We start from the raw sequence: 14,299 nt of genomic DNA, 5'->3' as shown, positions 1-14,299 counted from the left end.
TTTGGCTACCTGATTTAACGATTCAACTTAGTAGGCCGTTTTTGGACCTTTTATTAATGATTCAATAAAGCTACCTGTATGCTGTCTATTAAACTTTTTCCTTCCGCATGAATCGCCTAACCGGAAAAACTGCCCTCGTCACGGGAGCCTCTCGGGGCATCGGTAAAGCCATCGCCCTTCGCCTGGCCGGGGAAGGGTGTGCGGTCGTTATACATTACCATGATAATCAGCCGGAAGCCCAATCCGTTGCGGAAACCATCCGGAACAACGGCGGCACGGCTTACCTCTTGCAGGCTGATTTTATGGAGGTTGAGCAGGTCATCCGGCTGGGCGAACAAGCCTGGGAGATAACCGGAGGGCTGGATATGTTAATAAACAATGTCGGTATTTCGTACAAAAAGCATTTTCTCGATTTGACCGAAACCGATTTTGATGCCTTCAACACAGTCAATTACAAAAGCACTACGTTCCTGACGCAGACCGTCGCCCGAAGAATGGTTGACGAGAGACGGGAGGGAAGCATTTACACCATTACCTCGGTAAACGGCATCCGACCCAACTTTGGACAAAGTGCCTACGGTGCCAGTAAATACGCCCTCGAATCGCTCATGCGGGGTGTTGCCCTCGAACTGGCCGTGCATAATATTCGGGTCAATACGGTGGCGCTGGGCGCTATTGAATCCGATATGACAGCTCCGGCGATGGCCGACCCGGTTTTTTTTCAGGAAGTAAAAGACGGCATTCCCATGGGGCGATTTGGTCTGCCCGACGAAGTAGCCGCGGTGATGGTGGATTTACTGGTTTCGGGCAGCTACCTCACGGGCACAACCATCACCCTCGACGGTGGCCTATTGCTCATGCGGGGCTATGGAAAACCCGAACCTTACAAGACGCTATGAAACTATCCTTTCTCTTTTTTGGCAACCAACCTGACGAAAAATGGGTGCTGGCCCGTCAGATGGGTATTCAATATGCCATCGCTAAACTGGCCCCCGACCTCACTGGACAGCCTGGCATTTGGGAGTTTGACTCGTTCCGACGAACCCACGAACGATTTACCGAAAACGGTTTTCAACTCATTGGCCTGGAAGGGGATCAGTTCGACATGAGCCGGATTAAACTCGGACTACCTGGCCGCGATGAAGACCTCGACCGGTACCGGCATATGCTTCAAAATATGGGGCGGCTGGGGGTTCGGCTGCTCTGTTATAATTTCATGGCGACGGGCTGGTATCGCACCCACAAAGACTTGCCCGAACGGGCTGGCGCACGCGTGACGGGTTTTGACAACCGAATCGCTCAGGGCGAACCGCTCACCAAATATGGTGAAATTCCCGCCGAAAAAATCTGGGAGAACTACGCCTACTTTCTGGAGAACGTACTGCCCGCTGCCGAAGCTACTGGTGTTCAGATGGCGATGCACCCCGACGACCCGCCAGTACCGACCCTGCATGGGATTGGCCGTATTTTCATCAATGCCGCGGCTACTCGCCGTGCCCTCAACTTATCCGGTAGCCCCGCTCATGGCCTGACCTTTTGCCAGGGAACCTACACGACGATGGGCGAGGATATTCCAGCACTGATTCAGGAGTGGAAAGACCGCATTCGGTTCATCCACATCCGCGACATAATTGGTACGTCCGACCATTTCCGCGAAACCTTTCATGATAACGGACCCTCCGATATGGTAGCTGCATTCCGGGCCTATCGTGATGCGGGCTTTACGGGCCCAATCCGTTCGGACCACGTACCCACGATGGCGGGCGAAGACAACCGGGCCCATGGTTACGAAATGAAAGGCAACCTATTTGGCATCGGCTACATGAAAGGCATTATGGACGCGCTAACCATCCCGGTCGAATGAAAGCAACGCTCTCTTTTTTTACCCGCTGGAAACTGCTTATGCTTCTCTGGCTGGCCTTTTTTCTCAATCAGGCCGACCGCCAGATTTTCGGGGTAGTGCTGCCGCTCATCCGTACGGATCTCAACCTAAGTGATGCCGACCTGGGTTTGATTGCTGCCGCGCTGGTCTGGACCTACGGCCTGCTGGTGCCGGTAGCGGGCTTCATTGGCGACCGCCTATCGCGCCGGAACATCGTCGGGTTTAGTCTATTGTTCTGGAGTTTCTCTACGTTAGCAACGGGTTTTTGCTCAACCCTATGGGAGTTTATTGGCCTGCGGGGTATGGCGACGGGCGGAGGGGAAGCCTTTTATGCCCCGGCTGCCAATGCGTTACTGGGTGAGCAATACCGCGAGAATCGTTCGTTCGTACTGTCCTTACACCAGACGGCGGTGTACGTAGGGATCGTTCTGAGCGGCTTTGTGGCGGGCTACATCGGACAGCAGTACGGCTGGCGGTATGCCTTTTTTCTGTTTGGTAGCTTCGGCGTCGTTTTAGGAGTATTGGTATTTATATCGCTGGCTAAAGACCGACCCGCGATGAGTACGAATCCTGATTCGGTGCTCCATACAGCTGGCTATCTGGGTCGTAACCCCACAGCTATTCTGCTCACCCTGGGCTTTGCCTGCATGGTGTTCGTGAACGTTGGGTACGTAACCTGGATGCCTTCGTTCATGGTCGAAAAATTTGGCTTATCCCTCCCCACAGCGGGTTTCAACGCCCTGTTTTTTCACCATCTCGGCGCGGTGTTGGGGGTTCTGCTCGGCGGCCGACTGGCTGATCAACTAGCGACAACCCGCCCGCAAAGCCGTCTGTGGATTCAAGCCGGGGCGTTGGCCGCAGGGGCACCCTTCATTTACTGGATGGGCAGCAGTCACTCCGAAACAGGCACCTACCTTGCTCTGGGGCTGTTCGGCCTGTTTCGGGGCGTGTACGATTCGAACATTGTTGCCTCGCTTTATGAGGTAGTCCCGATGCACTGGCGATCCTCTGCTTATGGGCTGATGCTCATGATCGCATTTTTGGTTGGGGCTTTCGCCCCTTATCTGCTTGGCGTATTAAAACCAACGCTAGGTCTTTCGGTAGGACTGTCGGGGCTTTCGGTAAGCTACCTGCTCGGCAGTGTATTCATTGCCAGTGGTGCTCTATTCTTCTTCAAACTCGATCATCGGGCCGCTCAACCGGCTCCTACTCCTGCTCTATCTATATGAAACCTGGATTAGCCCGCTGGCTCGTTGCTACCACCCTATTGGCGCTATCGCTTCCTGCCAGCACCGTTGCCCAACGAGCCGACTCTACCAAACTGTGGAGTCCCTACCGAATTACTCCGCGTGTGGGTTCCCAACATATTGACTTATCGGGTGCTGGCTGGGAGTTATCCTATACCGATACCCCTGTAACCAGTCTGAAGGAACCTCGTCAGGGTGCTTTCCAGACCACCATACCGAACTCGGTACATTGGTCGCTCTACAAAGCAGGCAAGCTACCGCATCCCTATTACGGTCTGAATTCGACAAAATACCGTTGGGCCGAAGAAAAAGCGTGGTATTACAAAAAGTCATTCGAAATACCCGAATCGGTGCAGGGAAATTATGTGTTTCTGTGCTTCGACGGGGTGGATTATTTTACCAAAGTCTGGGTAAACGACAGCCTCGTGGGGATTCACGAGGGCATGTTCGGCGGGCCATCCATTGAAATCAGTCGTCTGCTGAAGACAGGTCAAAAAAACGACATCACGGTGGAAGTGCGGGCTGGTAACTGGGGTAATAAAGCGACCGATTACGAAACACTACCCCGTACAGCGACCGGCGATTATGATTTCTCAAAACGGACGGGTTTCAATCCCCGCGCCAGTGGCAGGATCATCAAACCCTGGGTCATTTCCGGCGGCTCCGGGGGGGAAGCATTTTTTTCAGTCGGCATCTGGCAGGGTGTTCGGCTGGAAATTGTGCCGAAGATCCACCTCGAACGACCTTACCTGACCACCAAAAACGTGATCGGCACTACGGCTCAACTGCACCTGTCGGCGGAGGTCTTTGCCAATGCCCATTCGCTACAAAAACAACTTCATCCCTGGAACAACTCCCAACTATACCACCCGAACGAAAAAGGGACCCTGTTTAAGCCCATCAACCAGAAGTTGAGCGTACGGGTAGAGCTGATTTCGGGAAAAGCCACCGTTCTGACAAAAGAAATACCCGTTAACGCCTACGAAGGTCGGATTTGGATCGAAGAAGATCTGACCCTGCCGAATGCCAAACGCTGGCAACCCAACGGCCTTGGCACCCCAAACATATACACGGTCAGGCTAAGCCTGAACCAGAACGGCAAGCCTATCGACCAGCATCAGTTTACGTATGGCATCCGCACCATCGAGCGCGTGTTGACCGCCGGGCCACGCACGGCCGACCGCTGGGAAAACTGGCAATTCATCGTCAACGGGCAGAAGATTTTTGTGAAGGGCATGAACTTTACCCCTCAGGATATTCTCCTTGACTTACCCCGCGAACGCTACCGCTGGACACTCCAAGCGGCTAAACGCATGGGCGTACAACTCATCCGCATTTGGGGAGGAGGCATTTTAGAGACCGATTCTTTTTACGACCTCTGCAACGAGCTGGGCCTGATGGTCTGGCAGGATTTTCCCATTGGAAATCAGGATACGCCCGATTACCCACAGGACATCTGGGAAGCGCAGGTCGTGCAAAACATTGTCCGATTGCGGAATCATCCCTCGCTGGTCGTCTGGTGCGGAGGGAATGAATTCAACGCCTATTCAGCTGGTAACGCCAAGACTATCGGTATCCTTGAACGTAATCTGGATATTTTTGATAAATCCAGATTCTTCGTCCGTACGACCCCCGACGACGGCTCGTTGCACGTTTATCCCGACATGGACCCGGCCTGGTATAATCGTAGTTATCGCTTGGACCCCTGGATATCGGAAACGGGGATGCACAGTATTCCCGAAGCAGCCGGATTTTACGAGGTCATTGATAGAAAGGAATTTACGGACCTGGGCAAGATGTGGGCGAAGGAGTTTGGCCCCTCGCATCCTGAGTTTATTCACCATTTCACCGAGTATGGCCCGGCCCGTGTGCCCCGGATGTTGAGCCGGGCTTCGCACATAGCGGACGTGACCGATCCAACCCTCGAAAGTATCGCTGAAGCTTCTCAGATCGGTGCGGGAGAATTTTATCAGGTCATGTCGGAGAAAATGCAGGGTAATTATCCCGTAACGGCAGGGCTGATGCCCTGGGTATTTAAGCGCCATTGGCCGGTCATCGCCATTCAGATGATGGATTGGTTTGGGCAGGCAGCGGCCCCCTATTACTTCCTGAAACGCACGTACGAACCGACCCATGTTGCCCTTGACTTACCCCGGCTGCTCTGGGCTTCCGGCGAAACGATTCCCTTCCTGGCGAAAGTGACCAACGCCCAGGCCGCAATGCCCGGTTGCAAAATGTCAGTAACTGTATTTGACGACCAATTCGCAAGTCTCTGGACGTCCGAAAAACCGGTGGCTGTCTCGACTGGCCCGTCCGTTAGTTCCGCCACTATGGGCTCATTCACTATACCGGCCGACTACAAGGATCGATTCCTGTTTGTTGTGACCGAACTGAAAGACAAGGTAGGCAGGCTGGTTTCGCGGTCGGTCTATTACCCTCGTTCACTGACAATGCTGGATGATAAACCGTTCCACGACAAATACGTAGCCGAACCCATTGCCTGGCCCACCCTGGAAAAAGGGCCGTTTCTGAAATCAACCGCCCAGAAAACAGCCACGCGTTTAGAAAGTAAAATATTATCCATGACCTCGTTGGGTGAGCCCGGCTCACAGCCTGTGCAGGCCGTTTTTTCGGTGCAGGTCCGCAATGTCGGCACTGTTCCCGCCTTCATGACGAAAATCGACGTAATCGGCACAAAACGAGCGCTGGTGGCTGATGATAACTATTTCTGGCTGGCACCGGGCGAGAGTCGAACCCTATCGGCAGATATACTTTGGCGGGAAGCCCCAGGACCTGCTACCTCGATCATGGTTTCAGCCTGGAACGCTCCCGGGCTGACTATGCCTGTAGGGTCGACCATAACCACCATGCAAAATTCAGGTAAGTAATGAAGCCTAGGCACGTATTAACAGTAGTGGATGGAATAGCCTTCCCCGAAGGACCCGCCTTTGCTCCCGATGGCAGTCTGTGGGCCGTTGACTTAAAAGGAGAAAGCCTGCTACAGTTTCAGCGTGGGCAGTTGTACCGGTATCGGGTTGGGGGGGCACCAAATGGAATTGCCATCGACAGACAGGGCCAGATTTGGTTTTGCGACGCAGGGCAGAATTCCATTCGCCGGTTCAACCCGCCGTCCGGTCAGTGTGAGACCATATGTGATAGGGTCGATAATTCCCCTTTACACAAGCCGAACGATCTCGCTTTTGATCCGCTGGGAAATCTGCTGTTCACCTGCCCTGGAGAGTCGCGCCGAGAGCCGTCGGGCTACGTATGTGTTCTGACCCTGGCGGGTTTGGTACGAAAAGTAGCGGAAGGACTTTATTTTCCCAACGGACTGGCCTTCACCGAGGGCGGCACAAACCTGGTCGTTGCCAAAACCTACCAGCATCGGTTGTGGAAAGGTCGCTGGAATCCCAAAACGACCGAATTGACTCAGAACCAGGTCTGGTCTGCCATTGGCGGACCAGACGGACCGGGAGGGCCCGATGGCATGGCATTCGATACGGATGGCAACCTATACGCAGCCGTCTACGGTACCAGCGAAATACGGGTGGCGGACCCTAACGGTACGATCATCGACCGAATACCGCTGCCTGGATTAAACCCCACAAACTGCGCATTTGATCCTTTCGGTCGCTGGGGCCTGATCGTTACCGAGGCCGAGCGGGGTCAGGTGTTGAGCATATCCGTAGAGGCTACCGGGCTTCCTTTGTACGATGGCCTATCGATACCGGCTCAATCCACTGCATTCACCAATAGCTGATCAACTTGAATTAATTCACTCATTTAGTAAACCAACTCGTTTTTATGGAAATTATCACCAACACCTATCCTGTTCGTCAGCATATTATTTCGTACGATGCCGCTGAAATTGCGGATCGGTACAAAAAATTATATGCCGCCCTTGTGTCGGATGTGCTTGAGCATATGGGGTATCATAGTCAGTGCATGGCTAGCGGTATTTACCCCCTCCTTCACACCATGAAAGTAGCTGGCCCCGCCTTCACCGCCCATGGTATTGCCACGCCCAGCCGGGATGAGAAGATTCACGATATTCGTCTGGGTATGTTCAAGAGCATGACTCCCGGCGTGGTGCAGATTCGCGATACGCAGGGCGATACGTCCTGCGGGCAGTTCGGCGAAATCTCCGCAACGGCGGCTCTGGCCCATGGTTGCGTCGGGGCCGTGATAGATGGCTCCACCCGGGACTCCAATTACCTCATCGACATGAGTTTTCCTACGTTCTGTCGGTTTCGCAATCCGGTCGAAGCATTCGGTCGGTTTATGGTCGTTGATTACCAGATTCCGATTTACGTGAAAGGCATGGATGGGCTGCTCAAAATTAACCCCGGTGATTATATCTTCGGTGACAATGACGGGGTAGTGGTCGTACCTCAAGAACTGACCATCCCGGTATTGGAACAGGCCGAAGAATGGTTTTCCAGTGAAGCCCGTAGTCGACAGGCTATGGCCGAAGGGCGAGACCCGTTTGAGGTGTACGAAGAATACGGACGATTTTAACAACTTGTGTAAGCCAGCAATTCTCGGCTGGCTTACGTATTTTACGTAAAGGAGCAAGCTAACTTGTCTGGACTAACGTAAAATTTACGTATTGCAGACTGCATTTTGTTGGATTTTAGTCGGCTTGACGTAGCTATTTAGCTTTAGTTAGGCAAGACGTTTTTGCGGAACGTAGACACTCCGGTGGAGTAAGCTTTCGTGTCCGGATTTTTAGGGCCATATCAGGTAGCTTGGAGTAGATTAACAGATTTGTAACGCCAAACATAGCCCCTAGGCCTTAGCTTCTTATTGAACATATTGGTCAAAATTGATTGCGCAAACCCCTATAGTCTAAGTAAGAATTGTACATTCCTATTTTCCTGCTGTCGAAAAGTCTTTATACAAATTCAGTTGACCTCATATAATACTCTCAGCAACTTAAATCCGTTTACAGACGACTCATCTATCCAACGCTACCGTTCATTTGTTTTTTTTTGTTGAGTATGCCTGCATAAATCACTTTTGACCCGTCAACTAGTGAATAGCTAAGCTTTCATACAAACCTTACTTTATGGAAGTACATCTTCCGGATTGTATAGCAGGCTTAACCACTCAAACCTCTACTGTATGCGTTTATATCTCTGCTTTCTGCTCCTGAATGGGCTACCCCTATTGGTTCTGGCTCAAACTAATTACGTAGTTCGAACGCCCAACTCAACCACGCCTGGTACTAATAATACCCTGATAGGTCCTAGTGCGGGTAATTTAACTATGACGGGCACAAATAACTCGTTTTTGGGCTATAATGCTGGGAATGACAATACAACTGGTACACAGAATAGTTTTATAGGCACTCAGGCAGGCTTTTCAAATACAACCGGCAATAACAATAGTTTTATAGGCAGTCAGGCGGGTTATTCTAATACCACTGGTAACAGTAACAGTTTTATAGGCAGAGGTGCAGGATATAACAATACCACTGGCACCAATAATATGTTTGTAGGCCTTTCTGCGGGCGGTGCTAACACGACGGGTAATCAGAACAGCTTTATAGGCACGTATGCTGGCTACAACAACATTACCGGTGTTGAGAACAGTTTTGTGGGCAATCAGGCAGGCTACAATAACTCTACTGGTAACAGTAACGTATTCCTTGGTTATCAAGCCGGTTTCAAAAACACCACTGCCAGCAATAACGTGTTCATTGGTTATCAGAGCGGTCAAAACAATACCACTGGCCTTGGCAACCTGTTCATGGGCAACGCAGCAGGTATCCAAAGTAACGGCTCCTACAACCTCTTCATCGGCAATGGTTCGGGCTACAACAATACCTCAGGCCTGGGCAACACCTTCATCGGTGACGGCTCGGGCTACGGCAGCACTACCGGTCAGAACAACACCTACATCGGCCGGGCGGCCAACTACTCGGGCAATGGGGCAGGCAATTACAACACCTTCATCGGCTTCGGGGCGGGCACCAACGGGCCCACCGTCAACAACGCCACCGCCATCGGCGTCAACGCCATTGTCACCGTCAGCAACGCGGTGGTTCTGGGATCTCCCGGCTCAAGGGTGGGCATTGGCAACTCGGCCCCCAACAACACCCTGGAGATCACCAAGGGCACCGCGAACCAGTCTGGTCTTCGCTTTACCAATCTGACGAATTCGGCCCCTGCTACTTCTCTCAACCAAACCAAGTTTCTCTCGGTCAACGAGCAGGGAGACGTAGTGATGGCCAGCGTGAACGGTTCGGCTCGCGAGGGCGTGTCGGAATCGCTGTGGCAGCGCAAAGGCTCGTTTCTGCAAAGCACTCAGAACGATGCGGTCATTATTGGTAGTAACGTAGCGCGTACGCCGTCGGGTTACAAGTTATTTGTCGAAGAGGGTATTCTGACCGAGAAAGTGAAGGTAGCCGTAAAGAATACCAATGATTGGAGCGACTATGTATTTACCAATACGTACCAGCTAAAAGATTTAGTAGAGGTGGAAACGTTCATTAAAGCTAATAAGCACCTACCGGGTGTTCCATCGGCAGAAGAAATGGTTGAGAAAGGCAACGACCTACACAAGACAGACGCTAAACTCTTGGAGAAGATTGAGGAGCTGACGCTATATAGTATTGAACAATATAAGGAGAACCAATCATTAAAAGAAGAAATGGCCGATCAGAAAGCCAAAGTCGAGAAACTTGAAAAAATGCTTCAGCGGTTCTTGGAGAAGAAATAACCTGAGAGAACAACCCCGAACGTACTTTATTCGGGGTTGTTTATGGTTACGCTAGAATCAAGTTTATTTTCTAGCACCCGTTTAGGGAATGTTCAATGAAGTGTGTCATTTCTTTAGACCTTCAAGTATGGTTTGACCCGTTCGCCCAACAAAATAGCTAACTGGTGTACGGTCATCAAAGGCCGAAAACATCTCCTATACCCAATCGAGTTAACGTCCTATTTCCCTCACTTAATTAGCTTTGGGTGCTTTGTGAGCACAATTACATGCGTGCTGCCGGGCTTGTTTATTTTTCTGCAGTACTGCTGCCGATCGCAGAGTCAGTTGAGGAACACTTATTTTCTCGACTCTAAAAAATTACCTGTCGGTTACAATCGCCGGATTCACACCCACCGCATTTTGGGGGAGTAGTTGCTCGTGATAAAAGCTCCACTGACTGTTTCCATAGCCTCAAAATGCATCTGGGGATTAATCAGGTAGTACAACCGGCGAGTTTCTCATTAACACCGGGCAATGTGGCCGATAACAACCACCAAGTCTTGCACTACTTGCTGGATCACCTAAAAGGCCATTTTATTGGCGATAAAGAGTATCTGTGTGCGTTCTTCGAGCATTTTTATCAGCCAGGATTGCACTTAATCACCGCGCTGGCGGCCCGGCAAGATACGGTTCAAGATGAAGAATCAACTGTTGCTGCTGAGCCATAAGCTCAAGCTGCGCAAGTGGGCCTGGATTGAGTCCACCAATGATTTGTTAATGAGTAGGTTTGATATGGATCATTCCCGCCATCAGAACTCTTAAAATGCCCTTTCGCACATTTTACCGGGTTTGATTGTCTACTGTTTTTATCCTAACAAGAAATCGGTATGTATTCCAGCAACAGGTTGTCGCTTAACCTCATAGCCCAATATTCACGTTAATTAATACCCCATTTTGGGAAAATACCCAGACTTCCTAATCAACCAATCAATGAGAGGTAATAGGTATACAATAGAACCTTATCCTCCCGAATCACCATGGTCAAAAAGTCGCAAAATCTTGTCAATTTTATCCCGGTAGGAAACACCTATGGGAACGGTATGCTCCCCAAAGCGAAAGCCATTTTTACTGTAACTCGAAATTTTATTGATATTAACAATGTAGGTCTTATGCACCCTGTAAAATGACTGCGCCGGCAGTAATTTATCCAGGGCAGCAAGACGTTCGTTGACTACATGTGACTGCTTGCCGGTTTGAATCTTCGAGTAAATTCCGTAGGCTTCAATAAAATCGATCTCATGAAAGTTAAAACGCTGTACTTTACGCCCTGTTTTCAGGAAAATAAAATCTTTATTGGCAAAGCTGTTAGCAGAAGCCTGCAGCCCCAGTGCCCGGTTAACAGCCAATGACAGCCGATCAAACGTAAAAGGTTTAAGCACGTAATCAACGGCCTTACCAATTTCATAGCTCTCCAAAGCGTATTGGGGGCTGGAGCTGATAATAATCACAGGAGGCAACTGAATACCATTCTTAAGCAGAAAGAGCCCTGATTGGTCGGCCAATTTGATATCCAGAAAAAGCAGATCGACCGGTTGAATAGCCAGACATTCTAGAGTAGCTTCCAGCGTGTAACAAATAGCCGTCAATGACAGGAAAGGTAGTTTATTCAATTGCGCTTCCAGTTGCCTTGCCTCAACTTCTAGGTCATCGACAATCAGGTATTTTTTTAGGTGCATTCGACAAAGCGATTTCTGGAGTGTATGAACAAAATTCGCGCCATACTATAGTGAACAACTAGAATAATGGTCTCTTTTCATCAAGGATACGTTACCAAAATGTCTGTTGCCAAGGAAAGGAGTCTAATACAAGAGTAATCAGACGCTTTCTTTAATTTTAAATAGCAACAAGAGGTGGTCATTTTGTTGCCTCAATAGAGACGTAGTATGATAATCAATTATATGACCCATTAGTCAGGGAGGCCAGCTTGGTTAGGCCAAGTAGATAAGGTGAGCTATACGCAAGTAAGCCGTCGGCACTGGTTCATCATACAGCAAAGACCTGGGACCTTACCTCATCTAGTTCGCTCGTTGTGTAGACATTCGCAACGATTCAAACGTTATCTTAACCGTTGTCCCCTTTCCGGGTTCACTCGATAAACGAAGCTGCCCCGCCTGTTTAGCCAGCATATCCTGCACTAGTCGCAGCCCTAGCCCCGTACTTAGCTCGCCCTTCGTACCGGTTCGGATTTCTGGATCCCGCCACAACCGCTCAAGCTGCTCCTGGCTCATGCCAATACCCGTATCTTGGATACGCAGTTCTATGAAATCACCGGTCTGCCTGGTTGACAGGCGAATAAAGCCGCCATCGGGCGTAAATTTAATCGCATTTCCAATTAGGTTACGCAGGATAGCCTGTAAAGCCCCCCGTTCCATTTGTACCCATTGGCCAACCGGCATCTGGTTGAGCAGGGTGATCCGCTTATGCTGAAGCGAATGGGTCAGTAAGCAAACAGTTTCGGCAATAGCATCGGCAAGATCCAGGGGCCGAACTTGCCCTTTCCCGCCTTTCAGCTGCGTAGCCGACCATTCCAGTAAATTCGTGACCAGGTCCAGGACATTATCCAGCAATTGTTCAAGCTGGTCCATCGATTGGCTGGTGGCTTCAGCCGGTGATGGTGAACGCAGCGTAGTAAAGCCGAGTTTCAGCCGGGCCAGTGGACTTCTAAGATCATGGCTGATAAGGGAAAAGAGTTTATCCTTTGTGGCATTAAGAACCGATAAAGCCTGGGCCCGTTGCGCTGTAGCCCGCTGTTGCCGGCGTAAGAAATAAAGACTTAGGCTGAATAGAAGGAGCAGAAGACCGAGACTTATACCCAGAAATAGGCGTTGCTGACTGGCTAACTGCAGTTGAAGGGCTATGGCTTTGATCTGCTGTTGCTTACTGGCTAACTCATAGCGGGACTGAATGCTCAGCAAAGCTTTCTGATGGTCCAATCCTGATAAACTGTCTTTGAGTAGCTGAGCGTGCTGACTTGACTGAAACGCTTGCCGGTAGTTATCCAACCTGGCCCACAGTTGACTTTGGATCGTCAATGCCTGTTGCAGGTGTTTGGGCGAATTTATTTTATGAAAGATGGTAATGGCCAGTTCGATTTGCTCCAGGGCCTGAGGATAATTTTTAAGCGCCTGGTAATCCAAAGCCAGCAGTTGAAGAAGGCTTCCGATCAATTCAGGCTGTTGAACCGAACGAGCCAGCGCCAACGCCTTCTGGTGAATACTCAGTGCCTTGTTGAATTGATGTCGGGCATACGCTATACTCCCCAAGATATCGAGGGAGGATATCATTTGAGACAGGTTGCTCATTCTACAGGCGATTAACAGACTCCCCTGGGCAGCAGAATAGGCGTGGGGTAAATCATGGTGATCCACGTAAAATTGGCCCAGGTTACTCAAGGCCGTGGCTTCTTCAATGGAGTCTTTGTTTGTCCGAGCCAAGGCCAGCCGTTGTTTATGGTACAAAAGCGCTTGGGTTGTATCCCGGCTTGCTTCATATAGTAGGCCTAGCGTAGTATAAAGTCTGGGCAGTCCGCTTTGATCAATTTCCGGATGCTGCTGGTAAGCCTGCAGGGTCTGTAAAGCGAGTTGTAATCCCTGCCGGTCGTTTCCCTGGTTACTGAAGGTAAGCGCCATGTTGGCCTGGATTTTGAACTGCTGGGCCAGCAGGTGATACCGCTGAGCAAGTTGTCTGGCTTGGTGAAAAACTTTTAAACTAGTCGCAAAATCAGATTTTATATAGTTCAGTCTGCCCAGTAGGTAATACTGATCGGTCAGCTCCCGTGCCGTAGCCCATCGTTTTGACAGGTACATAGTTTGCTGCAAATAATGAAGGGCTGAGTCCACCTGGATTGTCTCGTAGGCTTCAGCCAACTTGAAGAAAATTCGTGCCTGTTCCCTGTCCGATTGTGCGCCCTGCAGTTGCTTTTTTAACTGCGTAATCGTTGACGTCTGGGCTACCGCTATATTGGCGCACAGACATAAAAACCAGCAAGTATTATATACCATAATCCTTATTATCGCCCGTTCTGGTTGCATATCGTCTACATATTCTAGACTTGTAGTGCAGTTAAAAAAACATTGATAGTAGCTAGTAGGCTATACGACTTGTTGGAAAAACGATACTTTTCAATTGCTCTTCAACCACGTGGACTGGTAACGGGTGTCTTTGCCTCTTACTGCTACCAGTGGGTCGATTGTCTGGATCCATGATGATCGTAAACAACTTAAATACCAACCGTATAGAAAGAGTTGCCTGCCAGGTCGTATTACCCTCTTGAATGTAGGCAAAAGAATGGCACGCAGGTATTAGTCCTATTGTAAGCTTCCCTGAAATTAGGACAGTCATGGATTAGACTCGAAAAGAGCTAATTTTAACTGACACATGAAAAAAAAGAAGTTTACCGAAACACAAA

10 protein-coding genes are annotated in these 14,299 nt (G+C 50.0%); 8 read left to right on the top strand and 2 right to left on the bottom strand.

What is annotated here, in order from left to right:
- Nucleotides 1–107: 107 nt before the first annotated feature.
- From ACYVF1_RS23790 to ACYVF1_RS23755, 8 genes are all read left to right on the top strand, one after another.
- Nucleotides 108–899 carry an SDR family NAD(P)-dependent oxidoreductase gene (locus tag ACYVF1_RS23790; RefSeq protein ID WP_461083604.1) on the top strand — a complete coding sequence of 264 codons (792 nt, stop codon included), beginning with the start codon at nt 108–110 and terminating at the stop codon, nt 897–899.
- Nucleotides 896–1,864: a mannonate dehydratase gene (locus ACYVF1_RS23785; RefSeq protein ID WP_461083602.1), complete on the top strand. Its 969-nt coding sequence runs from the start codon at nt 896–898 to the stop codon at nt 1,862–1,864. Before ACYVF1_RS23790 ends, ACYVF1_RS23785 begins: the two co-directional genes overlap by 4 nt.
- Complete coding sequence (locus tag ACYVF1_RS23780; RefSeq protein WP_461083600.1) at nt 1,861–3,111, top strand: MFS transporter; 1,251 nt, start codon at nt 1,861–1,863, stop codon at nt 3,109–3,111. The genes ACYVF1_RS23785 and ACYVF1_RS23780 overlap by 4 nt, the downstream gene beginning before the upstream one ends.
- Nucleotides 3,108–6,017 carry a glycoside hydrolase family 2 protein gene (locus ACYVF1_RS23775; RefSeq protein ID WP_461083598.1) on the top strand — a complete coding sequence of 970 codons (2,910 nt, stop codon included), beginning with the start codon at nt 3,108–3,110 and terminating at the stop codon, nt 6,015–6,017. The genes ACYVF1_RS23780 and ACYVF1_RS23775 overlap by 4 nt, the downstream gene beginning before the upstream one ends.
- Entirely contained in the window at nt 6,017–6,889 is an 873-nt protein-coding gene (locus ACYVF1_RS23770; RefSeq protein WP_461083596.1) for an SMP-30/gluconolactonase/LRE family protein, read from the top strand. The genes ACYVF1_RS23775 and ACYVF1_RS23770 overlap by 1 nt, the downstream gene beginning before the upstream one ends.
- 44 nt (nt 6,890–6,933) lie before the next feature.
- Entirely contained in the window at nt 6,934–7,647 is a 714-nt protein-coding gene (locus ACYVF1_RS23765) for an RraA family protein (RefSeq protein ID WP_461083594.1), read from the top strand.
- 606 nt (nt 7,648–8,253) lie between these two features.
- Complete coding sequence (locus ACYVF1_RS23760; protein ID WP_461083592.1) at nt 8,254–9,852, top strand: beta strand repeat-containing protein; 1,599 nt, start codon at nt 8,254–8,256, stop codon at nt 9,850–9,852.
- Between the two features lie 356 nt (nt 9,853–10,208).
- Complete coding sequence (locus ACYVF1_RS23755; protein WP_461084261.1) at nt 10,209–10,559, top strand: transposase; 351 nt, start codon at nt 10,209–10,211, stop codon at nt 10,557–10,559.
- A gap of 291 nt (nt 10,560–10,850) precedes the next feature.
- Here the strand turns inward: ACYVF1_RS23755 and ACYVF1_RS23750 are convergent, their stop codons facing one another.
- Nucleotides 10,851–11,567, bottom strand: a complete 717-nt coding sequence (locus ACYVF1_RS23750; protein WP_461083590.1) for a LytR/AlgR family response regulator transcription factor — start codon at nt 11,565–11,567, stop codon at nt 10,851–10,853.
- A gap of 339 nt (nt 11,568–11,906) precedes the next feature.
- Nucleotides 11,907–13,697, bottom strand: coding sequence for an ATP-binding protein (locus ACYVF1_RS23745; RefSeq protein WP_461083588.1), 1,791 nt, complete (start codon nt 13,695–13,697; stop codon nt 11,907–11,909).
- Nucleotides 13,698–14,299 lie beyond the last annotated feature (602 nt).

The organism is Spirosoma flavus, from assembly GCF_054778555.1.
Note: the sequence above shows the minus strand (reverse complement) of the source record. Positions and strands in the feature narration are given on the sequence as shown.